Source organism: Azospirillum sp. Marseille-Q6669, from assembly GCF_965111635.1.
Genome location: NZ_CBCOOP010000002.1, coordinates 431,818 through 457,409, shown reverse-complemented (window position 1 = coordinate 457,409; position 25,592 = coordinate 431,818). Strand labels below are relative to the sequence as shown.

Genomic DNA, 25,592 nt, shown 5'->3' with positions numbered 1-25,592 from the left:
TCATGAGCGAGCAGAAGTCCTTCGGTTTCGAAACCCGCGCCATCCACGCCGGCGCCGCCCCCGACCCCGCCACCGGGGCGCGGCAGACGCCGATCTACCAGACCACCAGCTTCGTCTTCGACGACGTGGACGACGCGGCCTCGCTGTTCAACCTCCAGAAGGTCGGCTTCATCTACTCCCGCCTGACCAACCCGACGGTGTCGGTGCTGGAGGAGCGGCTCGCCAACCTGGAAGGCGGCGCCGGGGCCACGGCCACCTCCTCCGGCCACGCCGCGCAGCTGCTTGCCCTGTTCCCGCTGATGGAGCCGGGCGACGAGATCGTCGCCTCGCGCAAGCTCTACGGCGGCACGTTGAACCAGCTCGGCACCAGCTTCCCGCGCGCCTTCGGCTGGAAGTCCGTCTTCGTGGACACCGACCAGCCGGAGAACGTCCGCGCCGCCATCACCGCGAAGACCAAGGCGATCTTCGTGGAAAGCCTCGCCAACCCCGGCGGTGTGGTCACGGACCTTGAGGCCATCGCCAAGATCGCCGACGAGGCCGGCATTCCGCTGATCGTCGACAACACGCTGGCGACGCCGTACCTGATCAACCCGATCCAGTGGGGCGCCACGCTGGTCGTGCATTCCACGACGAAGTTCCTGTCGGGCAACGGCACCTCGGTCGGCGGCGTGGTCATCGACAGCGGCACCTTCGACTGGGGCAAGTCCGGCAAGTTCCCCGCCCTGTCGGAGCCGGACGCCGGCTATCACGGGCTGAAGTTCCAGGAGACCTTCGGTCATCTGGCCTTCACTATCCACGGCCACGCCGTCGGCCTGCGCGACCTCGGGCCGAGCCAGGCGCCGCTGAACGCCTTCCTGACGCTGAACGGCATCGAGACGCTGCCGCTGCGCATGCAGCGCCACAGCGACAGCGCCCTGAAGGTCGCGCAGTTCCTGGAAAGCCATCCGGCGGTCGGCTGGGTCAGCTACGCTGGTCTGGAATCGTCCAAGTACAACGCGCTCGCCAAGAAGTATCTGCCAAAGGGGGCCGGCGCCGTGCTGACCTTCGGCGTCAAGGGCGGCTTCGACACCGGCGTGAAGGTGGTGGAGAACGTCCAGCTCCTCAGCCACCTCGCCAACATCGGCGACAGCCGGTCGCTGATCATCCACCCCTCCTCCACCACGCACCGCCAGCTGTCGCCGGAAGGTCAGGCCCAGGCGGGCGCCGGTCCGGACGTGCTGCGCCTGTCGATCGGACTGGAGAGCGTCGAGGACATCATCGCCGACCTCGACCGCGCACTGTCCGCCGCCTGATGCCGGCATCCCTCCGTCCGACGCGGGTTTCGCCCCGGCGGACGGAGGATACCCCGCAAGAGGTAGACGCGACGCGAAGGGCTGAGCGCTGGCCGTTCCATTGACCTCCGCAGGTCATAGCACCGACCCTGACGCGAACAGGGTGGGGAAGCGGGGCATGAGCGGACGGCTCAGGCGGGGAGTGGCGGCGGTCGCGCTGGTGGGGCTGGGCGGCTGCGCGGGGGCACCGGTGGCTATGACCGCCGCGTCCTTCGCGGTCGACGGGCTGCTGTATGTCGGAACCAGCAAGAGCAGCACCGACCACATGCTGTCGGCCATGCTGCAGCAGGATTGCGCGACCTTCCGCGTCCTGAGCCAGGGTTATGTCTGCAAGCCTGTGATCGTGCCGGTTGTCCGCAGTGCCGAGAGCGTGCCGGTCCCCCTTCCGGAACCGGAACCGTCGCCCGTCCCCGCAACGCCACCGCCCGCGCCGCTTCCCGTGACGGCGGAGGTGGAGATCGCCGTGCTGCCGCCGATGCCGCGCCCCGCCGAACGGCGCTTTCTCGTGGTGGCGGGCAGCTTTTCCAAACGTGGGCAGGCGGAAGCCCAGCGCGCGCGGCTGGGCCATCCGGAGGCCGACATCGTGGCGGCCGACGTGCAGGGCCGGCGCATCCACCGCCTCGTCCTGCCGCCGGAGGACCGCCCGACCGCCCTGCGCCGGCTGGCCGAGATCCGCGCCGCCGGGGTTGGTGACGCATGGCTCCTGACCTGGAAGGGGCGGACGGTGGTCGCCGATCTGCCCGGAGATGCGCCCTACCCCAGCCTGCCGGACAAAATGTGACCCGTTACTCCGCTGCCGCCATCGGGACCGTGGCGGGCTTGGCCGGAGCGTCACGGTCGCGCGGCAGCAGCAGCGCCGCCGCGAAGGCGATCAGCGCCAGAACCGACAGCGTAATGTAGAGCATGACGAATTCGCCCGTCCGCTCATAGACCAGGGCGACGAGCTGAACGGCCAGGGGGCCGGCGCCGAAGGACAGGATAAACTTGGCTCCGTAGGCCAGCCCGCGGTGCTTCTCCGGGGTGTAGCGGGCAAGCAGGAGGTTTTCTGCCGGGATCTGCACCTGGGAGGCCACGACGACCAGCGCCGCCGCACCGACCAGCGGCAGGTCGGCCAGGACCGCCACGGCCGCCATCATCGGCACCTGGACCAGCAGGCACAGGGTGTAGATGCGCTTCAGCGGGTACTTGTCCGCCAGATGCCCGCCGACGAGCTGCGGCAGGGCGGCGAACAGATAGACCGCCGTCACCACGCCGCCGACGCCCAGCGTGCTGCCGCCGAGCAGGTCGCTCAGCCGTGCTTCGAACAGCTTGGGCAGCACCACCTGCATGGCATTGAACATCAGGCCGGCGCAGATCATCGTCACCGACAGAACGAAGAAGGCGCGGATCACGTCGCCGCGCGAGGCCTTGGGGATCGGCTTCACGTCGCCCTGGCGATCCTCGACCTTGCCCAGCGCGATCAGCAGGGCCAGCGCCACGCCCAGCCCCAGACAGATCGCCCCCGGAATCAGGAAGGCCGAGCGCCAGCCCAGCCATTCCGTCAGGCCGCCGGCCACCACGGCCGCCGAAGCGATGCCGATGGTGCCGAAGATGCCCTGGTAGCCCAGCGCCTTGCCGCGGTTGGTGGCGTTCTTGACCATCCAGGCCATGCCCACCGGGTGGTAGATGGAGGCGCCGAGGCCAAGCACCGCCAGCGCCCACAACAACGCCTCCGGACCGTCGGTCAGGCCGCAGGCGATGGTCCCCGCCCCGGTCAGCAGGAAGAAGACCGCCATCATCCGGCATTCGCTCCAGCGGTCGCCCAGCCAGCCGGCCAGCGGCGCGCCGACGCCGATCATCAGCGCGCCCAGCGTCCACAGCCGGATCAGCTCGTCGTAGGGCAGCTTCCATTCCCGTTCCAACACCAGGACGACCGTCAGGAACAGGGCCGTTACGATGTGCATCAGCGCGTGGCCGATCCAGGAAAAGCCGATCGACAGCCGCGCCGATGTGTCGGTCATGGAAATTCTCCGCATCCGGATGATTTGCGCTTGAAAGCAACCCTTGCGAAACTGGCACGCGGGTCGGAGGCGGTCCAATGCGCCGCCGTCATGGCCGGCATGCGACGGCTGTCGTCGGGGCTCAGGCGGTCTCGTCGCGCAGCCAGTCCAGATAAGCCGGGTTGCCGCGCCCCACCCTCAGCTCGACCACGCAGGGCACGTCATAGCTGTGCAGCTCCCGCACCCGCGCGGCCAGCCGGTCGAACAGCTCCGCCCGCGTCTTGGCGATCAGCACCGTTTCCGTGGCCTCCTCGATGACGCCCTGCCAGCGATAGATGGAGGTCATTCCGTCCAGGATGTTGGCGCAGGCGGCCAGCCGCTCCTCGACCAGCGCACGGCCGATGCATCGGGCCTCGTCCCGCGATCCGGCCGTGATGTAGGCGAAGACGAATTCCATGGCCGAACCCTTTCGATGTAGAGTGCCCGAATCTTGCCACAGGCCGCCAGGGCGCAACAGCCAGGCCGCAACATCTTCCGAGGCGACGAACCATGGCCGCACCCCGACGCACCACGTCCCGACGCCGCCCCACCGAGGCGCAGGCGGCGTGGCTGCGCAACGGCCTGGACCAGCCCGGCGGCAAGCTGCCCCTGTTCGACGGCGACGGCCAACGGGTCAAGCGCCAGACCATCGAAAGCTGTCTGAAGTCCGGCTGGGCCGAGCGCTGGTTCCACAATCCGCTGAAGCCCGACTGGCTGGTCTGCCGCCTGACCGACGCCGGCCGCTCCGCCCTCGCCCCCCGCCCCGCCACGAAGGAACTCGTCCAGGCGGAGTGACCGCCGGACGGGTGACGATCCACCCCATGCGCACCATGTTGCGGTCCGCGAACGCTCGCGGCCCGACCGGCTTCGTTTCGTGACGGTATCACTCCATGCAGCTCTCCGACCTCGGCCCCCGCATTTGCATTCTCGGGCCGTCCAACAGCGGAAAATCCACGCTTGCCGAAGCGATCGCGCGGCGGAACGGCTTTCCCGTCGTCCATCTCGACCGGCTGTACCATGCCCCCGACACGGATTGGCGGCCACGCCCGACCGACGAGTTCGTCGCCCTGCACGACGCGGCCATCGCCGGCGAGCGTTGGGTCATGGAGGGCAACTACTCACGCTGCATTCCGCAGCGCTTCCGGCGGGCGACGGGCCTGATCCAACTGGACGTGCCCATGCCGCTCAGCCTGCTGCGCTACTTCCGCCGAACCCTGTTCGAACGGGAACGGCGCGGCGCGCTGGAGGGCCGCCGGGACAGCATCAAGTGGGAGATGATCCGCCACATCGCTGTCACCACCCCGAGAAACCGGGCGAGAAACCTGCGGACCTTCGATCAGGCCGACCTGCCGAAGATCCGGATCGACTCCGCGCGGGATCTGAACGCGTGGTACCGGCGCTGGGGCCTTACGCGATAAGGTCCCAGCGCACGCCTCACGCCGGCACGGCCTTCAATTGCTGGTCCACCGCCGCCGCCAGTTCACGGGGGGTCACCGGCTTGTGGATCACCGTCAGCCCGTGGGCGGTGGCGTCCAGCAGACAGTCCGGCGCCGTCTCCCCGGTCAGGATCACCCCGGGAACTCCGCTGCCGTAGCGCTCGCGCACGCGCAGGATGACCTCGGTTCCGATCCGCCCCTCGCGCAGCCGGTAATCGGCGATCACGATGTCGGGAACGCGGGTCTGTGCCGACAGACGCTCCATGGCCTGATCGGCGCTGCCCGCCGCCAGCACCGCATACCCCCACTCCGTCAGGATCAGCTGAAGGCCCATCAGCACGATGGCGTCGTCGTCCACCAGCACCGCGAGGCGGCCCTGCCCCATCCCCGGTGCCGCACCCCCGCCCCGCGGCGGCGGCGACCACCGTTTCGCCCATCGGCACCAGAACCCGGAAGGCCGAGCCCTTGCCCACCGCGGAACGCACCTCCACCGGATGATCGAGCAGCCGTGACAGGCGCCGCACGATGGCGAGGCCGAGGCCGAGCCCCTGGTTGCGGTCCCGCTCCGGGTTGCCGACCTGATGGAACTCCTCGAAGATCCGCTCCAGATGGTCGTCGGGAATGCCCATTCCGGTGTCCTGGACGACGATCGACAGGAACCGCCCGTCCGGCCGGCACTGCACCCGCACGAGCCCGCTGTCGGTGTAGCGGATGGCGTTCTCGACCAGATTGCGCAGCAGCCGGCCCAGCAGCGTGCGGTCGCTGCGCACCCGCCCGGCGGCGACCTCCACCTGCCAGCCGATGCCCTTGCCTGCGGCGACCGGCGCGTAGGCGGCGCGGATCGGGTCCAGCACCTCCGCCACGTCGAAATCCTCGAACACCGGCGTCACCACCCCGGCGTCGAGGCGCGACACGTCGAGCAGGCTGTCCAGCAGCCCCTTCAGCGCGTCCAGCCCTTGCTCCAGATGGGTCAGGATCTTGCTGCCCGCGGGGGACCCGACATGGGCCGACAGGGCGGCGGCGAAGAAGAACAGCGATTGGAGCGGTTGGCGCAGATCGTGGCTGGCCGCGGCCAGGAACTTCGACTTGGCGAGGTTGGCGCGCTCCGCCTCGTCGCGGGCGGAACGCAGCTCGGCCTCCATCGCCTTGCGCTCGGTGATGTCCTCGGCGACGGTGATGCGGTAGGCCGGCTCCGTGCCGGTGATCCGGGCGAGCGACGAGGTCACCCGCACCCACACCGCCCCGCCGTCCTTGCGGCGGTAGCGCTTCTCCAGGGCGTAGCTGACCAGTTCGCCGGACAGCAGCCGCTCGATCAGCCGATCCTCCGTCGGCAGGTCCGCCGGGTCGGTGATGTCGCGGTACGTCCGCCGCAGCAACTCCTCGCGCGGGTAGCCGACGATGTCGCAGATCTTGGCGTTGACATCGAGGATGCGGCCATCCAACCCCACCCGCTCGATGCCCACCGCGGCCAGTTCGAAGACCGACCGGAACCGTTCGTCGCTCTGCCGGCGCGCCGTCTCGGCCCGGCGCAGGTCGGTGACCTCCATCACGACGGCACCGACCGCCGCGACCTCGATCCCCTCATGCACGGGGAACAGGGCGATCAGCCAATGGCGCGTAACGCCCGGTTCCTTGGGCGTCTCCCCCATCACTTCCCGGTAAGGGATCGGCTCGCCGGTGTCGAAGACCCGGTCGATCAGCGGCTCGACGCTGGCCCCGATGACGGGAAGAAGGTCCGCCAGCGTGCGGCCCATATGGGCCTCCGCCAGGATGCCGTTGCTAACGGCCAACTGCTCGTTGATGCGGATGTAGCGGCGCTCGCGGTCGAAGAAGGCGAAGCCGACAGGCGCGTTCTGCAGCAGGCCGTTCAGCTGGGCGAGCAGCGCGCTTTTCTCCCGGTTGGCGGAGGTCAGCGCCGCTTCCCCCCACTTGCGGGCGGTGGTGTCCTGGAAGAAGACAGCCAGCCCGTCGGGCGACGGGAAGGCCCGCACGGCGAACCAGGATTCGAAGGCCGTGCAATACTCCTCGAACTCGACGGGCGTCTGATCCCGCATGGCGCGGCGGTAGTTCTCGCCGAACGCGCTGGCGGCGACCTCCGGGAAGATGTCCCACAAATCCTGGCCGATCAGGTCGCGTCCCCCCGAGATCAACGTCCGGGCGCGCTCATTGATGAAGGTGATGCGCCAGTTGCGATCCACCTCGAACACGCCGTCGGTGGTGCTGCCCAGAACGGCGGCCATCTTGTGGACCCGCGCGTTGGCCTGCTCCCGGATTTGCTGCTGGCGCGCCAGTTCCTCGGCCATGCCGTCGAAGGCGCGGGCCAGCGTGCCGAGTTCGGACGACTGCTTCGCCACACCGCTGCGCGCCGTCAGGTCGCCGGCCTTCCAGCGCTCCGCCGTCGCGACCAGGGCTGCCACCGGCCGCCGCAGGAACCGGCTGGCACCCCACCAGACGGCGAGCAGCGTCAGCAGCAGCACGGTGGCGATGCCCGTCATCGCCTGAACCATCGCGCCGCGGATCGGTCCCAGCGCCTCGCCCTTGTCGAGGCAGACCACGACGCCGACGCCATCCAGGCTCCGGCCGGTCGGCTGATAGGCGACGATGCGCGGCCGGCCGTCCGGCCCAGTCACCTCGGCGACGCCGGGGGCCTCGCGGGAGAGCAGCGCGATAACGGATGGGGACAGCGTGCCATTCGCATCCGTCTGGTTCGGCCCCGTCTGGCTGGGCAGGGGCGGCACTTGGGCAACCACCCGGTCGCGGCGATCCACCAGCGTGATCCGCGCGCTGTCGGACAGCGGCCGCTTGGACAGAAAATCGGCGATCCAGGAGATGTCGGTCATCGCCGTCACAACGCCAGCGGCCCGGCCCTCCGCGTCTTTGAAGGCCAGCGCGACGGGCATGGCGGAGCGCCCATCCGTCCGGCGGAAGACATGCTCGCCCAGCGTCATCCGGCCGCTGTCCAGCGCGTCGCGGAAATAGTCGCGGTCGGCGATGGAAATCCCCAGCGAGGTGCGGTCGGTCGAGCAGCGCACCACCCCGTCCAGCCCGGCGATCACGATGCCGAGATGACCGGGATACGACGCGCGCAGATCGTCCATCAGCGCCTGACAGGCCGGAGAACCGGGCGCGCGCGCCGGGTCGGCCTTCACCAGCGTGCTCAGCACCTGCCGCAGCCCTTCGATCATGCGGTGCTGTTCCGCCTCGAACAGCGCGGCGAGGTGCAGGGCGTCCCGCCCCACCTCGGCCTCCCGCGCGGCGCGCAGGGCCAACTCGTTCTTCACCTCGATGACGGCCGCCGGGATCATCGCCACGAAGACGAGCAGCAACAGACGGTGAAGAAGGCTCATGCAGGACGGCTTTCGGTAAATGATGCCGTAAGACCGTGCGGGATGCGGGATGCTCCCGTCAACGGGCGCTGGTGGGGGTACGGGTGGCCTTCCACACGCCGGAGCGTTCGGCCCCGGCGGCGATGCGGCGGTCGGCGATCTCCGACTCCTCCACCTCAGCGATCCCGGCGTGCTTCAGGGCGCGCAGAAGGACGCTGCGGACGGTCGTTCCCTCCTCCTCCGCGCGGCGGCGGACGGCGCGCTTGACGCTCTGCGGCACCATGGCGGCCAATTGCACGTCGGGTTCACGCGCCGCGGACGGAGCCTGGTCGGCCTCGTCCGGCATGGCATTGGGCGAAATGGCATGGGCGGGTCGGAAAGGGTGGTTGCGCATCGGTCCTGCCGTACATGGTTCGAACGTACGAAACCCTCTCTGCTTATAGTTAATTTCTTGTTAACCATGATTCCGCCAGCGCTGTCCGGAGGGAGATGATACACCGGAATAGCGGTTGACCTGTACAATCCTGCACCGAACAGTGGCCGGCTGGGCCTCCCGGCGCCGCAGCGCCGGATCACCGCCCCTTTTGTACGGCCAGAGCAGAGGAGCGCCGACGTTGTCAGCACGCCCTTCGAAACGCCGCATCGCCATCATCGGGGCCGGCTTCACCGGCAGCGTCCTCGCCGCGCATCTGATGCGTCGCGCCGATGAGCCGACCAGCCTGCACCTGATCGAACGCACGCCCAGCGTCGGCGCCGGCCTCGCCTACTCCACGCCCAACGCTGCGCATCTGCTGAACGTGCGCGCCTACAACATGAGCGCCTATCCGGATGACCCGCGGCACTTCCTCCGCTGGCTGTGGGCGCAGGATGACGGGGCCGGGGCGGCGCCGCCCAGCGGCCACGCCTTCGTCTCACGCGCCCGCTATGGCGCCTACATCCAGGACGTCCTGCGGGAGGCCGTGGCTATGGCCCCGCCCCACGTCTCGCTCACCGTGTCGCAGGCGGAGGCGGTGGACATCGCGTCGGACGCGCGGGGCACCCGGCTGCGGCTGGGCAACGGGACCAGCCTGTCGGTGGACACGGCGGTTCTCTGCGTCGGCAATTTCGCTCCCTCGCCGCCGCCGGTCCCGGCGCCGGAGGTCTACGCCTCCAGCCGCTACGTGGCCTCGCCCTGGGACTGGCCGGCGCTGGGCACGATCGCTTCCGACGCACCCGTTCTGATCCTGGGGACCGGACTGACCATGGTGGACACCGTGCTGTCGCTGGAGGACCAGGGGCACCGCGGCCCGATCGTCGCCCTGTCGCGCCGCGGCCTGCTGCCCCAGACGCACGAGGAGACGCGGCCCTTCAAGAGTTTCATCCACCCGCAGGTGATGCCGCACACCGTGCTGGACGTGCTGATTGCCCTGAAGGCCGACGTCCGCCGCGCGCGGGAGACCGGGTTCGACTGGCGGTCGGCCTTCGACGCGCTGCGGCCCTACCATCACCTGATCTGGAGCCACCTGCCGACCGAGGAGCGGCGGCGCTTCCTGCGCCATGTCCGCCCCTATTGGGAGGTCCATCGCCACCGCATCGCGCCCGAGGTGGCGGCCCGCATCGCCGCCCTCTGCGCCAACGGGCGGCTGACCATCCGCGCCGGCCGCCTTCAGACGCTGAGCCTCGTTCCGAACGGGGTGGAAGCGACCGTCCGCGCCCGCGCGGCGGAGGGAACCGTCTGGACCCGGACAGTTGGGGCCATCGTCAACGCCACCGGCACCGAGTGCGACTTCAACCGGATCGCCCATCCGCTGGTCAAAGCGCTGCTGACGCGCGGTCTGGCGCGGCCCGATCCGCTGCGGCTGGGGCTGGACGTCACCATGGACGGCGCCCTGATCGGCGAGGATGGGCAGGCGTCGGACCGGCTGTTCGCGCTCGGCCCGGTCAGCCGGCCGCCCTTCTGGGAGATGACCGCGGTGCCCGAACTGCGCAGCCAATGCGCCCAGGCCGCCCAGCACATCACCCAGTTGCGGCGATCCGCCTATCCACTGGCGGAGCCGGCGTTTCTCGGCGCGCGGGCGGTGCCCTGACCGGATGGGAGCCCCCCGCTCACCAGGGGGTGCCATCGCGATGCGTGAAGAGATCCGTCACGCTGTCGTAGCGCAGATCTTCGTCCGGGTAATGCGCTTCGTCCCCCGCGCTGCGGTCGCCGACCTCCAGGTAAGTCGCCGGCTCGTCGGAGCGGTTGACGAGCTGGTGCCCGTTGGGCTTTCCGGCCGGGAAGCCGGCGCACATGCCGGGACGCAGGACCGTCTCTCCGGCGTCGGTGACCAGGGTCAGTTCGCCGTCCAGCACATAGACGAACTCGTCCTGGCGGGTGTGCCAGTGCCGCAGGGCGGAGGCGGCGCCCGGCTCCAGCCGGGTCAGGTTCACGCCGAAGTTGGTGATCCCCAGCGGGTTGCCCAGCCGCTTGCGCAGGCGCCCGGCAACCGCCGCGCGGAACGGCTCCGGATAGTCGGTGGCGCCGAGCTTCGCCCCGACTGCGGCGGGGTCGAGGACTGGGGCAGTGGGCGGTGCGTTGGGCGGCGCGTTGGGCGGGGCTTCGTCTGACAAAGGTGGGTCTCCCTTCACCGGGGAACGATACCGATCTCTGGATTCGGTCGGAGATCGTCACTGTAGGCCATCGGGCACGGACCGACCATCCGGCCTGTTAAGCCACCGGCCGGGCACCTCAGCGGGGCAAGGCCCAACGAAAGGGGGAAAGGCGCATGGAGACGACGCTCTACATTCCACCGCTCGGCCTTGCGGGCCGGTTCGACGCGCCCGCCGATTTCGCGGCGGCGGTAATCTTTGCCCATGGCACCTCCAGCGGACGGATGAGCCCGCGCAACGTCCGCGTCGCCGCACGATTGCGCGAGGCCGGATTCGCCACGCTGCTGATGGACCTGCTGACCGAGGGGGAGAAGGCCGACCCGGCCAACCAATTCGACGTCCACCGCCAATCCGAGCGCCTGCTGCTGGCCGTCCGCCACCTGCGCGCGACCACCGCGGTGGAGCGCAAGCCCATCGGCTTCTTCGGCGCCGGGTCCGGAGCGGCGTCGGCGCTGATCGCGGCCGGGCGCGCCGCAGAGCATGATGGCGTTGGTGCCGTGGTCTGCCGCGGCGGGCGGCCCGATCTGGCGGAGGAATGGCTGAACGCTGTCGCCGCCCCCACCCTGCTGGTGGTCGGCGGCAAGGACGCACCGGCGCTGGACCTCAACAACGATGCCTTCACCCGGCTGCACTGCACCAAGGCACTGGAGGTCGTGCCGGGGGCCGGCAGGCTGTTCGAGGAGACGGGGAAACTGGATCAGGTGGCCGATTCCGCGCGTTCCTGGTTCACCACCCATCTTCTCAAGGCAGCCAACGGCTGAGCGCGGGTCGACAGCGGAAGCGATGCGGGCTACCTCTGGTTTCCCTGCCGCGTCGCAGCACCCGGATCGGACCGCCCATGCCCCAGCTCGAAATCCTCAGCCGCCGCCCTGCCGGACCGGTGAAGCCCGTGCCCCTGCTGTTCGTCCATGGCGCCTTCTGCGGCGGCTGGATCTGGGACGAGCATTTCCTGCCCTGGTTCGCCGAGCAGGGCTGGGAGGCGCACGCCGTGTCCCTGCGCGGCCACGGCGCCAGCGAGGGGCGGGAGCGCCTGAGCAGTTTCGGTATCGCCGACTATGTGGATGATGTTCTGAGTGCGGTGGAGGCCTGTTCGGCGCCGCCGGTGCTGGTCGGCCATTCCATGGGCGGCATGGTGGTCCAGCGGGCCTTGATCCGCCGCCGCTTCCCGGGGGCGGTCCTGATGGCCTCCGCCCCGCCGCACGGCCTGCTGGAGTCCACGATGCGGCTGGCCTGGAGCGATCCCTACGTGTTCCAGCAGATGGGCATGCTGATGACCTTCTCCAACGGCATCGAAGCGGAGGCGGTGCGCCGCGCCATGTTCTCCGACCGGGTGCCGTTGGAGTTGGCCAAGCGCTACGAGCCTCTGATGCAGGAGGAGTCGCAGCGCGTGCTTTTGGACATCGGCGGTTGGATTCCCTTCCCGCTCCTGCCGGCCCGCGGCGCCCGCGTGGCCGTGCTGGGCGCGGAGGAGGACCGGCTGATCCCCAAGGATCAGGTCGGGGCCACCGCCCGCGCCTTCCGGACGGAGCCGGTGTTCTTCCCGGAGATGGGGCACAGCATGATGCTCGAACCCGGCTGGGAATCGGTCGCCCGCTACGTTGCGGACTGGGTGGAAACGGCCGTTCTGGAGAAACAGGCGTTGGATAAGACGGTGCCGAAGAGGACGGCTCCGGCAGCGGTCACGGACGCGGACACGCGCGCCGCCGCCGACTGACGTCCCGGCGCGCCGCCGTTCACTGCGTGCGCAGGGTCCGCAGGAAGCCGCCGATCTCGCCGTTCAGGGTTTCCGACTGCTGGGCCAGTTGCCGGGACGCCTCCAGCACCGCGTAGGCCATCTTCCCGCACTGGTCGGCGGCGGCGGTGACGCCGGAGATGTCCCGTGCCACCTCGCGGGTGACGTCGGCGGCCTGCTGCACGTTGCGGCTGATCGCCTGGGTCGCTGCCCCCTGCTCCTCCACCGCTGACGCGATGATCGTGGCGATGCCGTTCACCTGCTCGATCACCTGCGCCACGCCGCCGATCTCCGCCACCGCCTCGCCGGTCGCAGACTGGACGCCGGCGACCTGGGCGGCGATCTCCTCGGTGGCACGGGCGGTCTGGCTGGCCAGGCTCTTCACTTCGCCGGCGACCACTGCAAAGCCCTTGCCGGCCTCGCCCGCGCGGGCCGCCTCGATGGTGGCGTTGAGCGCCAGGAGGTTGGTCTGCGCCGCGATGTCGTTGATCAGGCTCACCACGGTGCCGATCCGCCCGACCGCCTCGGCCAGCCCGGTCACCTTGCCGGTCGCCCGCTCCGACGCGATGGCGGCGTCCCGCGCAATGCGCGAGGCGTCGGCGACGCGGCGGCTGATCTCCCCCACCGAACCCGACAGCTGCTCCGTCGCCACCGCGACCGTCTGAACGTTGACCGAGGTCTGTTCCGTCGCCGTCGCCACGGCGCCGGCCAACCGGTCGGTCTGCCCGGCGGCGCGGGTCATCTCCTGGGCCTCGCGCTCCATCTCCTCGGTTTCGAGCGACACCGACTTCATCACCTCGCCAACGCTCCGCTCGAACCGCTCGGCGAGGCCGGCGAGGGTGCGGCGCTTGTCCTCCTCCGAGCGGCGCAGCGTGGCGGCCTGATCGGCCTCCAGACGCTTCTTCTCCTCGGCGTTGCTCAGGAACACGCGGGCGGCGCTGGCCATGGCGCCGATCTCGTCGCGGCGGGTCGCCTCGGGAAAGGCGACGGAAAGATCACCGTCCGCCAGGGCGTGCATGCGGGCGCTGAGGCTGCGGATCGTGGCGCTGAGCCGCACACCGACGAGCGCAATCAGGCAGACCGCCGGCACCGCCAGAAGACCGGCCACCGCCAGAACGGTCCACAGCGTGCTCAGGAAAGCGCCGCGGATGTCGTCGATGAAGACGCCTGTGCCGATGTAGATGCCCCAGGGCTGGAAGATCTTGATGTAGGACAGCTTCGCCGCCGTCTCCTCGCTGTTCGGGGCGACGTTCCAGAAGTATCCGTAGGTCCCCTCCCCCGTTGTCCTGGCGATTCGCGCCATGTCCATCAGGATCGGCGCGCCCTTGGCGTCCTTCACGCCGGAGACGTCCTGCCCCATCAGCTTCGGGCTGGGATGGGCGAAGCCGAAGCCGTCCAGGGTGATCGCGAACAGATACTCCTGCCCGCCGTAGCGCATGCCGAGAAGCGACCGCTTGAAACGGGCCTGGGCCTCTTCCCGCGTGATCTGGCCGGCGGCGGCCTCCGCCTCGTAGGCGGCGGCCATGCTGTGGGCGGCCTCCACCATGAAGCGCAGGGACTGGACGCGGTCCTCGTGCATGCGCTGGTAATTCAGCCAGAGGCCGGCGCCGACGACGGCCGCCGACGCGATGCTCGCCAGAGCCACCAACCCCCAAAGCTTCGAGCGGATGGACACATTATCGAACATGACAACCCTTCCGACAAATGCGCGCTGATGACCGATTGCGCGCCGGCCGTTCGGCCATCGGAATGCTATAAGAAAAATCGTGACTCATTCATTAATAGTTTTACTTGATCGAACCCAAAGACTCAGCGTTGATCATAGACCTTTCGTTGCAGACATTTTGTTTGTTCTGTCAGAAAATTGATGCCCCTTGCGAGGTTTGAAAATTATCACGCCTGGACGTGTTCTGTCGCGGTCAGGCGCCGGGGGCTGATTTCTGGGTCAGGACGAGAAAGACCTTTTCCTCGAGCTGCTCCGGAGTGAAGGGCTTGGCGATATAGGCGCTGACATTATGGGCCAGCGCCCGCTCCACCGCCTTCAGCGTGGCGAGCGCCGTCACCATCAGGAAGGGCAGATCGCGCCGCACCTCGCGCACCCGGCGCAGCACGTCGAGGCCGCTGGCCTTCGGCATCATCCAGTCGCAGACAATCAGGTCGTACGTCCCGTCCCCGGCCAGCCGGAGCAGCGCCTCCTGGCCGTCCGCCGCCGTGTCGATGTGGCCGATGCCGAGGTCGCGCAGCACCGATTCGACGAAGTGCCGCGGCCCGTCCTCATCGTCGACGACCAGAACGCGGATGGCGCCGAGGTCGATGAAGGGCACGCCGATCACCCCCAGCGCCCCGCGCATCCAGGAGGCGCGGGCCGAGCGCTCCTTGCCGCCCGTGGCCCCCAGCAGGAAGGAGCGCACGAAGCGCGGCCGGTGCACCTGCCGGTACAGCGCCTTGGCGACCGCGGCCCGGCTCTTGCCGCGGCAGAAGGCGCCGTCGCCGGCCAGCCGCACCATCTCCAGCACCGTGTCGGGGGTCGGCTCGTCCTTGCCCTGAAGAGAGCTCAACAGGCGCTGGGTGCGGATGAAGGCGTTCTGGATCTCGTCGATCTGTCCGGCCATATGCTCGCGGGCGTCCTCCGCGAAGGCGCTGTCCAGCACGAGCTTCTGCACCTCCGCCAGCCCCTTCAGCTTCTCGGTCTTCTCCTTCCAGCAGTCGAGCAGGCGCCCGGCGAAGTCCCGTCCCTCGAAGAACTGCGTCAGATAACCGTTCACCGCCCGCTCGGCGCTGGGCGACAGGGGCATCTTCTGCAGAACGAACAGGATGCGGAGCTTCTGCATCAGCGTCCGCCCCTTGGTGATCTCGGGAAGCGTGTCCTCGTTGACAAGCAGAGCGCTGCGCCGCTGGAGCGCCGCCTCCGTCCGGGCGCCGCCGAAATAGCCCTCCCCCGTGCGCAACCGCTGCGACACCTGGCTCAGCGCCATGATTTCCCGCTGCACCGCCTCCACCCCGAACAGGTCGCCGGCGCTGGTGATGGTGAAGCGGTCGGGCTTCGACAACTCGCGGCGCAGCGCGACGATCAGGCTGTCGCTCAGCACCGGCATGGCCGTGCGGCGCACCAGCGTCTCAAGCCCTTTGAAGACCGGCGGCGCCTCGTCGGGCAGCGGCTTGTCTCCGGCGATCAGCGTCACGATCATGTCCACCCGGTCCACGAAGGGCGCGTCCAGGGAACAGGACGCGGTGCCGGTGTCGCTGCGCAGGATCTCGCCCAGCAGCCGGTCGAGCGGTGCCAGCGCGTCGGCGTCCTCCAGGCCGTCCGCCAGCTCCAGCAGGAGCCGCGCCTTTTCGGCGAAGCTGCGGCCCTGGTACAGATGCGTGGTCAGCGCCGCATCGACCATGAACCGCCCGGTGAAGGCGTCGCGGGACGCGATCAGCCGCTCCGCCGTGGCGGCGTAGGTGGCCGGCGTCAGGTCCGGCGGCTGGGCGTCCTTCAGCCGCTCGCGGGTCAGCCGGGCGACCTCGTTGACCAGGGCGGTCAGCGCGCCCTTGCGGTCCATCGCCCGTTCCGCCTGCTGCAGGATGGCGACGAAGGTCGGGATGTTCGACAGGCTCTGCTGGTGGCGAGGGGAATGCAGAAGCTCGGTCGGGGTCAGCGCGTTCTCGTCGAAGTAGCGCTGGCAATGCCGGCCGATGCTGTCGCGGCCCTGCGGGGTGTAGAAGTCCTCCGGGGTCCGGCAGACGGCGATGTCGCTCCCGCCATCCGTGTCCAGGTCACGACCGCTGTCCCGGCCGTCCGCGATGCTCTGGTCCGATGCCATGCCCTAACCCCGTCTCATTCGGCCAGCAGCCCGCGCACCGCCTCGATCAGGCGGTCCGGGGCCACTGGCTTCATGACGATCCGGCGGCCCGGCTGTGCCGTCATGTCCGCCGCCGTTTCATGGGACGCGTAGCCGGTCAGGAAGAGGATGCGCAGGTCGGGGTTGCGCTCCGCCAGGGCGCGGCTCAGTTCCAGCCCGTTCATGCGGGGCATCGACATGTCGGACACCACGGCGTCGAACAGCCCGCCGCATTCGTCCCAGCGCTCCAGCGCGTCCAGCCCGTCCACCGCCTCCGTCACCGTGCAGCCCGCCTCCTCCAGCGCCAGCCGGGCATAGGTGCGCACGGAATCCTCGTCGTCCACCAGCAGGATGGCGGCACCCTCGTCCTCGCCCAGCCCCAGCCCTTCCACCAGCGAACCGGCCTTCACCGGGGCGGGAACGGCGGGCAGATGGATGGAGAAGACGCTGCCGCGCCCGTCCGGCCCGACCTCCATCTCCACAGCGCCGCCGGCCTGCCGGGCGGTGCCGTAGACCATCCACAGGCCGAGGCCGGTGCCCTTGCCGGGCTCCTTCGTGGTGAAGAAGGGCTCCCAGATGCGGTCGCGCACCGCTTCCGGCACGCCGCAGCCTTCGTCGATGACCCGGATCACGGCGTAGCGGCCGTGCGCCAGCGCGCCGTGCCGCCCGAAGAAGCCGACATCCGGCAGGGCGCTGTCCAGGGCGATCGTCAGGCGCCCGCCGTCGGGCATGGCGTCGCGTGCGTTGAGGGCGAGGTTCAGGATGGCCTGGTTCAGCATCACCGGGTTGGCGACGGCGTGGGCGTCTCCGTCGCCGATGCGGATGTCCAGGTCAATGCCGGCGCTCATCAGCGGCTTCAGGAAGACCTTCAGATCGCGCACCAGCGGCGCCAGCGCCACCACCTCCGTCTCGTCCGACGGACGGCGGCGCGAGAAGTCGAGAAGCTGGGCGGTCAGCGCGGCCGCCCGGTCGGATGCTTTGGCGATCTCCCGCACGCAGGTGGTGACGCGCCCCGGATCGTCCGGCGCCCGCTCGGCCAGCCGGGCGAATCCGCCGATGGCGGTCAGCATGTTGTTGAACTCGTGGGCGATGCCGCCGGCCATGCGGCCCACCGCCTCCATCTTCTGCGACTTCTGAAGCTCCGCCTCGGCGCGGCGGCGCTCGGTCACGTCGTTCAGCACCAGGAGAACCGCCGGCTCCCGCTGGTAGACCGCGGGAAAGGCGCCGATTTCCACATGGCGCTGCTCGCCCGACGGGCGGGCGATCGCGCATTCCACGCGCTGGTGGTCGCCCTCCGCGCCCAGCCCCAGGCGCGTCGTCACCGTCTCCGCCTCGACGATGAAGCGGTTGAGGTCCAAGCCCTCCAGCCCGCCGCTGCCGCCCACCCCCAGGATGGACGCCGCGGCGGCGTTGCCGAAGCGGATCGCCCGGCGGTCCCAGATGACGATGCCGTAGGGGGCCAGCTCGACCAGCTGGCGGTAGCGCTTCTCGCTCTCGCTGAGCGCGCTGACGGTGGCCTCCAGCCGCTCCGTCTGCCCGGCGAGCTGCTCCTCGCGCCGCTTCAGCTCGGTGATGTCCATCAGGATCTTCACGATGCCGCCGGAGCCGGTGGCGTGCTCGCTGATGCGGTACCAGCGCCCATCGGACAGGCGGCCGTCCACCGGATCGGTGTGCAGCAGATGGCGCTTCATCCGCTCGGCGATCCAGTCGGCCATCTCGCGGTCGTCGCCCTCGTACCCGCCGCGCTCGGCGGCGGCGCGCAGGATGTCCTTGAAGGCGGTGCCGGGCACCAGCACATCGGCCAGATTCGGATAGGCGCTGCGGTAACGCTCATTGCAGAAGATCAGGCGGTCGTCCGGGCTGAACAGCACGAAGCCCTCGGAGATGCTGGACAGCGCGTCGTGCACCACCGACTGCATGAAGCGCGCCTCGACCAGGGCCAGCGTCTCCGCGGTCGTCTCGATGCCGGTGCCGCGGTAGCCGGCGAACCGCCCGTCCGCGTCGGTGAAGGGCTGGGCGCTGATGCGGAAGACGCGGGTGTCGCCCGCCCCGTCGCGCAGCGTGACCTCCAGGTCGCGGAAAGCCCGCCCGGCCTCGATGTCGGCCAGATGGTCCAGCCAGGTGTCGGTGTCCTCGACCAGCGCACCGAGATCGAGCAGCGAATCGCCGAACACCGGCGCCGGATCGCCGAGGATCTCCGGCAGCCGTTCGGACACGTAGGTGTAGCGGTGGTCGGGAGCGCTTTCCCAGAACCAGTCGGACGCGGCCTCGGCGAAATCGCGGAAGCGCTGGCGGCTGGCGGCCAGCTCCTCGTTGGCGGCGCGCAGCAGGCGGGCGGAGCGGTCCAGGGCCGCCGCCGCGGCGCGGGCGCGGCGCACCGACAGCACGGCCAGCGCCGCCATCGCCAGCGTCATGACGCCGAGCGGCAGCATCAGCCGGTCGCGCCCCTCCTCCGGCATCATCACGGCCAGCAGGCCGGCGGCGCCGAGCATGAGGAACAGCAGGTCGGTCAGCCCGCCCGGCCCGCGGCGTGGCGCCGCTTCCCCGCCCGGCCGGACGGCACGGACGTCGAGGTCGGTGTCGGTGGGGGGCAGCCCGCCCCGGCCGGAAAGATCCACGGAGCCCCGCTCCATCGTCATGGGTGTACCGCCGCGCAAGGCGCGATCTGCATAGACCCGTAATAGGAGGGGAGCCGTTAACAGCCCGTTTCGCTGTTCGCCTTCGTACAATCGGATTCTACCGTGAGCATACGATTTCCACCGCTCAGCGCCGGTTCACCAGAACCAGGATCTTCTCTTCGAGCTGTTCGGGAGAAAAGGGTTTGGCGATGTAGGCGGTGACGTCGTGGGCCATGGCCTCCTCGACCGCGATGATGGTGGCGAGCGCGGTGACCATCAGGAAGGGCATGTCGGGACGCACCGCGCGGACCAGCTTCAGGAACTCCAATCCCGACAGGCGCGGCATCTTCCAGTCGCAGACGATGAGGTCGAAGGCGCCCTGCCGCTCCTCGAATCGGGTCAGTGCCTCGCGCCCGTCCTGGGCGATGGTCAGGTCGGTGATGCCGAGGTCGCGCAGGATCATCTCGACATAGCCGCGGGCGGCCGGCTCGTCGTCGGCCAGCAGGACGCGCAGCGTGTTCATGGCGCGCATCGGCAGGCCGGCGTCGGCCAATGTGGCGAAGAACTGGGCGAAGCGGTCGGCCCTCTGCTCCGTCGCGTCTTTGCAGCGGGCGAGGTAACCGCGCAGGAAGGCGGTGGAGCGGACATGATGCCCGACCAGCTCGCGCGCCGCCGCCACGCATTTCCCCTCGGTGAAGGCGCCCTCGGCGAGCAGGCTGGCGAATTCCATGACCTCGTCGACGTGGGGCGGGCGGTCCTTGGCGATGCGTGCGAAGACCTTGTTGGTGCGCAGGAAGGTGTTCTGGATCTCGTCGAGCATGCGGACGTAGCGCTCGCGCAGGCCATCCGGCAGGGTGGAGCGCCCCACGCGCCGTTGCAGGTCGGCCAGCGCCTTGATACGGGCGCGCGGCGTGCGGGCCGTCTCGAACAGCCGCTGGGTGAAGTCGCGGGCCTCGAGATGGCGGCGCAGGTGGGCGACGATCATCCGCCGGCTGCGCTCCCCCGACACCGCCCCTTCGAAGGCCAGAAGATCGACGATGCGGGCGTAGTGGCTCTTGGCGTGCAGCACCGCCTCCAGCCGCGCGCCGGACAGCAGAAGCGCCACCCGCCGGTCGATCAGCCGGGTCGTGCGCTCCCCGCCGATCACCCCGCCCTTCACCGTCAGGCGGGCGGCGAGGAGGCTGATCGCCGACAGCTCGTCCAGCACCGCCGCGACACTGTCCGGCTCCGCCTTGGTGCCGGACAGCGGCGCGTCCCCGAGCAGCGCATGGTGAACCCCGGCCTCCAGCCCCAGCCGGGCGGCGCGCGCCTGATGGCGGGCGACGAAGGCGGACAGGCGGTGCAGGACCGCCGGGGCGTCGGGGTGCGACGGCGCCTCGCCCCGCCAGACCATCGCCATGGCGTCCAGCACGCCGCGCAGTCCGTCCGCCCAGCCGAACAGCGCCTCGATCACCAGCCCGTTGGCCAGCATCTCCCCGACGATCTGGTCGAGGATGGCAATGCCCTCGCCAGACAACCCGTCCCCGTCGAGCGAGAGGATTCGCACCAGCCGAAGCTCGTGGTTGCGCCCCTCACCCAGCCAGGCGGACAGCCAGCAATCGATGGTGTGGCGCCCGGCGAAGCCCGGCGTCCGCGCCGTGGTCTGGGCCACGGTGATGGCAAACTGCTTGGCGTCGATGGACAGGGCCACGCCGCTGTGGGCGCGCCGGGCGGTGATGGCCAGCACTTCCTGCTCCAGCCGCTTCAGCTCCTCCAGCCGCATGGCGGGGGAGCGGCGGCCGGGGCGGGCCTGCCGCTGGGCCACCCGCTCCAGCACCTGGGCGCGGCGCGGCCAGTCGAGGAAGGAACGCTGCGGCTCCACCTTGTGCAGGAATTCGGTGGGGGTGATGCCGCGTGCCTCCAGGAACTCCGCCAACTCCTCCGCGATCAGGAATCGCGCGGCGGGGGCGAAGATCTCCTCGACCCGGACGCAGACGGCGGACTCCGGCGACTCTTCGGACGCGTCGCCGCTCAGCTCGCCGAGGAGTGCGTCGACGTCGTAGACGCCGATGGGAATGCCGTCGGTCGGTCGGGAGGAAGGCGGCGGAACGGCGCTCATCGATGCCCTGCCATCAGATCAGCAGCGCGTGGATCGTGTCGGCCAACTCGTCCGGGTTGATCGGCTTGCGCAGGAAGACGATGCGGCGCCCGCCTGACTTCGGGTCGGCCAGCAGATCGTCCAGGCTTTCCGTTTCCGGCGGGTAGCCGGACATCAGGACGGTCGGCAGGTCCGGATTCTCCCGGCGCAGCGCGCGGGCCACGGACGCCCCGCCGACCTGCGGCATCACGAGGTCGGTCACCAGCAGGTCGAAGGCCCCGCCATGGTCGGCGTAGGCGCGCAGGGCCTCGCTGCCGTCGGCGGCGCAGACCACCCGCATGCCCATATCCTCCAGCGTCAGGCGGATGAAGTCGCGGACCTGCGCCTCGTCCTCCACCAGCAGGACGGTGGCGGCCATCGACAGCCCCTCCATCTCGTCGTCCTCCGCGTCGAGGGAAAAGGCGTCGTCAAGACCGAAGGCGTCCAGACCGGGAGCGTCCGCGTCCTGCGATTCCGCGACGTCCTCCACCGGGAAGCGGAGCGTGAAGACGGTGCCGCGCCCCAGATCCGTGTCCACCTCCACCGCGCCGCCCGCCCGCGCGACCGTTGAATAGACCAGCGCCAGCCCCAGCCCGGTCCCCGCACCCGGCTCCTTGGTGGTGAAGAAGGGTTCGAAGATGCGGTCGATCACCGCCGGATCGATGCCGCAACCGGTGTCGCCAACGGTGATGGTGACTCCGAGATCGTCCGTCCGCTCCACCGCAATGGTGATCGGCCCGCCCTCCGGCATGGCGTCGCGGGCGTTGAGCACGAGGTTGAGCAGCGACTGGTGCAGCAGGGCGGGATCGATGGTCACCACCACCCCGCCCCCGGCGCCCTCGATCCGCAGCGGGTGGCGCTCGCCCAGCGTGGGGCCGAGGAAGCGGCGCAGATCGTCGATCACCGCGCCGACGCGCACGGGGCGCGCAGCGTCGGTCTGGCCGGGCCGCCCGAAGCTGAGCAGTTGGGCGGTCAGGCCGGAGGCGCGGTCGGTCGCCTTGACGATCTCGGTCAGGCACTGCTCGACCCGCGGCCGGTCCTGAGGAGCGCGGCGCGCCATCTGGGCGAAGCCGCCGATGGCCGTCAGCATGTTGTTGAACTCGTGGGCGATGCCGCCAGCCAATTGGCCGATGGCCTGCATCTTCTGCGCCTGCTGGATGGCGCGCTCCGCCTGCTTGCGCCCGGTGATGTCGGTGAGGACGAGGAACCACGCCGCCTCTCCCTCGACCGCGAAGGGGTGGATGCCGACCTCAAGCTCGCGCAAGGCGCCCTGCGCCGTGACGAAGCGGGCCTCGACCGGCGGCGGTGCCTCCAGGCCGCTGCCGGGCGGTGGCAGCCAGTCGAACAGGCGCTGCACCCCGTCGAACTCCGTCGCCTCGACCAGCGGGATGCGCAGCATGGCCTCGGGATCGCCGTTGCCCAGAATCAGCGCGGCGGAGCGGTTGGCGAAGCGCAGCCGCAGCCCGTCCCAGATCAGGATGCCATAGGGCGCCATCTCGACCAGCCGGCGGTAGCGCGCCTCGCTGTCGGCCAGCGCCTCCTCGTGGCGTTTCAGCTCGGTGATGTCGGTGAGGATCTTGACCACACCGCCGAAGCGCGTGGCGTGCTCGCTGATGCGGTACCAGCGCCCGTCGCCGAGTTGGTGGTCGGTCGGTGGCCCGCTGCGGGTGTGGCGGTTCAGCCGCTCGGCGATCCAGTCGGACGGGTCGCCGAGATCGTCGCCGGCCGCCCCCCGCTCGACCGCGACGCGCAGCAGGTCGGCGAAACGGACGCCGGGAACCAGATGGTCGGACAGCAGCGGGTAGGCGGCGCGGTAGCGGTCGTTGCACAGCACCAGCCGCCCATCGGCGCCGAACAGCACGAAGCCTTCAGACACGCAACCGATGGCGTCGGACAGCAGCGCACGGAAATGCGTCTCGCGCTCTCCTGGGTGACGGCTCGCCGGACTCTCCACGACGGCGTCGAGCTGGTCCCGCAGCACCCGCAACGGCTCACGCAGATGAGCCAGCGCGCCGGGCGGCGCGGCGGACAGCCGCGCGCCCAGGGTGTCGAGGAGTTCCGCAAGCTCTTGGTCGGGCCGGTCCATAACCCGGCATTCAACCATTACGCCCGGTCCCCCCGCCAGTTGATTCCGCGCTCAGCCCTGCTTCGGGAAATGGTGATGGCCGTGGTCGCAGACGCCGCGCGAATGCTTGTCGTCGCAGCTTTCGCCGGACGCGGTCAGGCCGATCCAGGCGTGCAGCGTGTTGGGGTCGAATCCGGCCTTGCGGTCCGCCCCGACCTGGAGCAGCGGGCGGCGGATCAGGTCGCGGTCGGCCAGCAGGGCGGCCAGCGCCGACTCCTCGTCCAGTTCGTCGGGCTTCACGGCGCCGGTCTTCACGGCGGCGGCGCGGCGGTTGAACCAGTCCTCGACCGGACGGTCCTCGAAGAAGGGGCGCAGGGTTTCGGCGGTGAGCGGCTCGGCGGCCAGATCGCGCTCCACCAGCGTGTGGCCGGCGGCCTGGAGTTGAAGCTTCTGCTTGGCGTTCGCCGTGCAGCCGGACAGACCGTAAAAGATCACTTCCGTCATGGGGTTGGTGCTCCGCATCGAAACAGGACGAATTAGGTCCAGTCTACCGGCGCGGGGACCGGGGGTGCCGGTGACGGAATGTCGCACCCCCGGATTGTCGAACGGCTCGGCTGTTCGCCAATCACTTTATGCGCTTCAGCGAGTCCTCGACGTAGGCGTTCGTGTAGGTCTTGGACAGGTCGATGTCCGTCGTGGCCACGGCCTTGTCGAAAGCCTTCAGCACCTTGTAGGCGGCCTCCGCCCCCTCCTGGGAGAAGCGGCCGTCGGGCGAGTAGGTCGGCTTCGAATGCTCGAACGCCTGGGCGTAGAGCGTCTGGTTGCCGAGGAAGTATTCCGGCGGCAGGACCTTCAGGACGTCCTCGGTCTTGGCCTGATCCAGCCACTTCAGCGTCCGCACGAAGACGTCGACCAGCGCCTGGGTGGTCTTCGGGTTCTCCTTGATGAAATCCGGCGTGGTGTAGAGCACCGCCGCCGGGTACGGCCCGCCGTAGGTGTCCAGCGTGCCCTTCTCCGTCCGGGTGTCGGCGATGGTGGTGACGTCGCCGTCGGCCTCCAACTGGCTGATCACCGGGTCGAGGTTGGCGATGGCGTCAATCTCGCCACGCTTCACCGCGGCCACCGCGCTGGGGCCGCCGCCGACACCGATGAAGGACACATCCTCCGGCGTCATGCCGTGCTGGGTCAGCAGGTAGTTGACCATGAAGTTGGTCGAGGAGCCGGGAGCGGTCACGCCGATCTTCTTGCCCTTCAGCTCCTTGATCGACGTGATCGTGCCGGCCTTGTTGACCGCGGCGAGGACGATGCCGGGATAGCGGCCCAGCAGGGCAACCGCGGTGATCGGCTGGCCTTTGGCCTGCATCTGCACCGTGTGGTCGAAGGCGCCCGTCACGATGTCCGCCGAACCGCCGACCAGCGCCTGGAGGCTCTTGGCGCCGCCGCCGAAGTCATTGATCTCGACGTTCAGCCCGGCCTCCTTGAAGTAGCCGAGCCGCTCCGCCACCGTCAGCGGCAGGTAATAGAGCAGCGGCTTGCCGCCGACCGCCAGCTTCAGGTCCTTCTTCTCGACCTGCTGGGCGTTCGCCCCGCCGATGCCGAAGGCCAGGACCACCGCCGCGGCCGCGATCACGCTTTTCATACGCATGGCTTCCCTCCCGATTTTATGAGCTTGGCGCAGTCATCCCTGCGCGTTGGTCGTCTGCGCCTCCTGCGGGCGCCAGTGCAGAAGGCGTTTCTCGATGACGGTCACCACGGCGTCGATCACCACGACGAAGATCGTCAGCACCAGCATGCCGGAGAAGACGCCGACCGTGTCGAACACCCCCTCCGCCTGATGGATGCGGTAGCCGAGGCCGGCGGCGGAGCCGAGATACTCACCCACCACCGCGCCGACCATGGCGAAGCCGACCGCGGTGTGCAGGCTGGAGAAGACCCAGGACAGGGCGGACGGCAGATAGACGTGCCGGAACAGGTGCCGGTTGCTCGCCCCCAGCATCTTCGCGTTGGCCAGCACGACCGGGCTGACCTCCTTTACGCCCTGGTAGACGTTGAAGAAGACGATGAAGAAGACCAGCGTCACCCCCAGCGCCACCTTCGACCAGATGCCGAGGCCCAGCCACAGCGCGAAGATCGGCGCCAGCACCACCCGCGGCAGCGCGTTGACCGCCTTGATGTAAGGGTCGAAGACGATGGAGACCAAGGGCGCGCGGGCGAACCAGAATCCGAAAGCGATGCCCGCGATGGTGCCGATGGCGAAGGCCAGCGCGGTTTCCAGAAGCGTGATCCCGAGATGGTACCAGATCACGCCGGACGCGAAGTCGCTCCAGGTGCGCTCCAGCACCGCCAGCGGTGTGCCGAAGAAGAAGGGACTCAGGATCTTCGTCGCGGTCAGGACGTGCCAGAGCAGGAAGAAGCCGACCAGAACGGCGACCTGCAGCAGCAGGATCACCGGGCGGCTCGGCAGACGTTTCACACGGGCCACGGCCATGGGGTCC

The 25,592-nt window shown here is 69.6% G+C and carries 20 protein-coding genes and 1 pseudogene; 7 read left to right on the top strand and 14 right to left on the bottom strand.

The genetic code is table 11. The features are described from left to right. The first annotated feature begins 2 nt into the window (after window positions 1–2). Together ACWPXE_RS13385 and ACWPXE_RS13380 are read left to right on the top strand one after the other, a co-directional pair. Window positions 3–1,292: an O-acetylhomoserine aminocarboxypropyltransferase gene (locus tag ACWPXE_RS13385; RefSeq protein WP_038528179.1), complete on the top strand. Its 1,290-nt coding sequence runs from the start codon at window positions 3–5 to the stop codon at window positions 1,290–1,292. Window positions 1,293–1,449: 157 nt separating this feature from the next. After that, on the top strand, window positions 1,450–2,112 hold the full coding sequence (locus ACWPXE_RS13380; protein WP_454018250.1) for an SPOR domain-containing protein: 663 nt from the start codon (window positions 1,450–1,452) through the stop codon (window positions 2,110–2,112). Between the two features lie 4 nt (window positions 2,113–2,116). On the opposite strand, the gene ACWPXE_RS13375 is transcribed toward ACWPXE_RS13380, so the two are convergent. Then, complete coding sequence (locus ACWPXE_RS13375; RefSeq protein WP_454018249.1) at window positions 2,117–3,331, bottom strand: MFS transporter; 1,215 nt, start codon at window positions 3,329–3,331, stop codon at window positions 2,117–2,119. A 121-nt stretch (window positions 3,332–3,452) separates the two neighbouring features. Further along, window positions 3,453–3,767, bottom strand: a complete 315-nt coding sequence (cutA, locus tag ACWPXE_RS13370) for a divalent-cation tolerance protein CutA (RefSeq protein ID WP_454018248.1) — start codon at window positions 3,765–3,767, stop codon at window positions 3,453–3,455. 92 nt (window positions 3,768–3,859) lie between these two features. On the opposite strand from cutA, the gene ACWPXE_RS13365 reads away from it, so the two are divergent. Together ACWPXE_RS13365 and ACWPXE_RS13360 are read left to right on the top strand one after the other, a co-directional pair. Then, window positions 3,860–4,144 carry a hypothetical protein gene (locus ACWPXE_RS13365; protein WP_454018247.1) on the top strand — a complete coding sequence of 95 codons (285 nt, stop codon included), beginning with the start codon at window positions 3,860–3,862 and terminating at the stop codon, window positions 4,142–4,144. A 95-nt stretch (window positions 4,145–4,239) separates the two neighbouring features. Beyond that, window positions 4,240–4,767, top strand: coding sequence for an isopentenyl transferase family protein (locus tag ACWPXE_RS13360; RefSeq protein WP_454018246.1), 528 nt, complete (start codon window positions 4,240–4,242; stop codon window positions 4,765–4,767). 16 nt (window positions 4,768–4,783) lie between these two features. On the opposite strand, the gene ACWPXE_RS13355 is transcribed toward ACWPXE_RS13360, so the two are convergent. The 3 genes and pseudogenes from ACWPXE_RS13355 to ACWPXE_RS13345 all read right to left on the bottom strand — a co-directional run bounded on the left by ACWPXE_RS13355 (window position 4,784) and on the right by ACWPXE_RS13345 (window position 8,505). Further along, window positions 4,784–5,119, bottom strand: a complete 336-nt coding sequence (locus tag ACWPXE_RS13355) for a response regulator (protein WP_454018245.1) — start codon at window positions 5,117–5,119, stop codon at window positions 4,784–4,786. Between the two features lie 160 nt (window positions 5,120–5,279). After that, window positions 5,280–7,280, bottom strand: a pseudogene (locus tag ACWPXE_RS13350) (PAS domain-containing protein); the annotation flags it as partial. Between the two features lie 910 nt (window positions 7,281–8,190). Beyond that, window positions 8,191–8,505, bottom strand: coding sequence for a hypothetical protein (locus ACWPXE_RS13345; RefSeq protein ID WP_454018244.1), 315 nt, complete (start codon window positions 8,503–8,505; stop codon window positions 8,191–8,193). 220 nt (window positions 8,506–8,725) lie between these two features. Here ACWPXE_RS13345 and ACWPXE_RS13340 point away from each other — a divergent pair, with 220 nt between their 5' ends. Next, on the top strand, window positions 8,726–10,177 hold the full coding sequence (locus ACWPXE_RS13340; RefSeq protein ID WP_454018243.1) for an FAD/NAD(P)-binding protein: 1,452 nt from the start codon (window positions 8,726–8,728) through the stop codon (window positions 10,175–10,177). A gap of 19 nt (window positions 10,178–10,196) precedes the next feature. On the opposite strand, the gene ACWPXE_RS13335 is transcribed toward ACWPXE_RS13340, so the two are convergent. Continuing rightward, complete coding sequence (locus ACWPXE_RS13335; protein WP_454018242.1) at window positions 10,197–10,700, bottom strand: cupin domain-containing protein; 504 nt, start codon at window positions 10,698–10,700, stop codon at window positions 10,197–10,199. Window positions 10,701–10,855: 155 nt separating this feature from the next. Here ACWPXE_RS13335 and ACWPXE_RS13330 point away from each other — a divergent pair, with 155 nt between their 5' ends. Together ACWPXE_RS13330 and ACWPXE_RS13325 are read left to right on the top strand one after the other, a co-directional pair. Continuing rightward, complete coding sequence (locus tag ACWPXE_RS13330; RefSeq protein WP_454018241.1) at window positions 10,856–11,500, top strand: dienelactone hydrolase family protein; 645 nt, start codon at window positions 10,856–10,858, stop codon at window positions 11,498–11,500. 77 nt (window positions 11,501–11,577) lie between these two features. Next, window positions 11,578–12,453 carry an alpha/beta hydrolase gene (locus ACWPXE_RS13325; RefSeq protein ID WP_454018240.1) on the top strand — a complete coding sequence of 292 codons (876 nt, stop codon included), beginning with the start codon at window positions 11,578–11,580 and terminating at the stop codon, window positions 12,451–12,453. Between the two features lie 19 nt (window positions 12,454–12,472). On the opposite strand, the gene ACWPXE_RS13320 is transcribed toward ACWPXE_RS13325, so the two are convergent. The 8 genes from ACWPXE_RS13320 to ACWPXE_RS13285 form a co-directional block, all read right to left on the bottom strand. Next, window positions 12,473–14,158 (bottom strand): cache domain-containing protein, encoded by a 1,686-nt coding sequence (locus ACWPXE_RS13320; RefSeq protein WP_454018239.1) that lies wholly within the window; start codon window positions 14,156–14,158, stop codon window positions 12,473–12,475. A 232-nt stretch (window positions 14,159–14,390) separates the two neighbouring features. Beyond that, entirely contained in the window at window positions 14,391–16,280 is a 1,890-nt protein-coding gene (locus ACWPXE_RS13315) for a response regulator (protein ID WP_454018238.1), read from the bottom strand. Window positions 16,281–16,294: 14 nt separating this feature from the next. Then, window positions 16,295–18,916 (bottom strand): response regulator, encoded by a 2,622-nt coding sequence (locus tag ACWPXE_RS13310; RefSeq protein WP_454018237.1) that lies wholly within the window; start codon window positions 18,914–18,916, stop codon window positions 16,295–16,297. 145 nt (window positions 18,917–19,061) lie between these two features. Beyond that, complete coding sequence (locus ACWPXE_RS13305; protein ID WP_454018236.1) at window positions 19,062–21,014, bottom strand: response regulator; 1,953 nt, start codon at window positions 21,012–21,014, stop codon at window positions 19,062–19,064. Between the two features lie 13 nt (window positions 21,015–21,027). Next, the gene (locus ACWPXE_RS13300; RefSeq protein ID WP_454018235.1) at window positions 21,028–23,118 is read right to left on the bottom strand and encodes an ATP-binding protein; all 2,091 of its coding nucleotides are present in this window, start codon (window positions 23,116–23,118) and stop codon (window positions 21,028–21,030) included. A 51-nt stretch (window positions 23,119–23,169) separates the two neighbouring features. Further along, a complete protein-coding gene (locus ACWPXE_RS13295; RefSeq protein WP_035673230.1) occupies window positions 23,170–23,601 on the bottom strand; it encodes an ArsC/Spx/MgsR family protein in 432 nt (143 codons plus the stop codon). Window positions 23,602–23,722: 121 nt separating this feature from the next. Continuing rightward, a complete protein-coding gene (locus ACWPXE_RS13290; RefSeq protein ID WP_454018234.1) occupies window positions 23,723–24,742 on the bottom strand; it encodes an ABC transporter substrate-binding protein in 1,020 nt (339 codons plus the stop codon). Window positions 24,743–24,775: 33 nt separating this feature from the next. Next, window positions 24,776–25,585 carry an ABC transporter permease gene (locus tag ACWPXE_RS13285; protein ID WP_454018233.1) on the bottom strand — a complete coding sequence of 270 codons (810 nt, stop codon included), beginning with the start codon at window positions 25,583–25,585 and terminating at the stop codon, window positions 24,776–24,778. Between the last annotated feature and the right edge of the window lie 7 nt (window positions 25,586–25,592).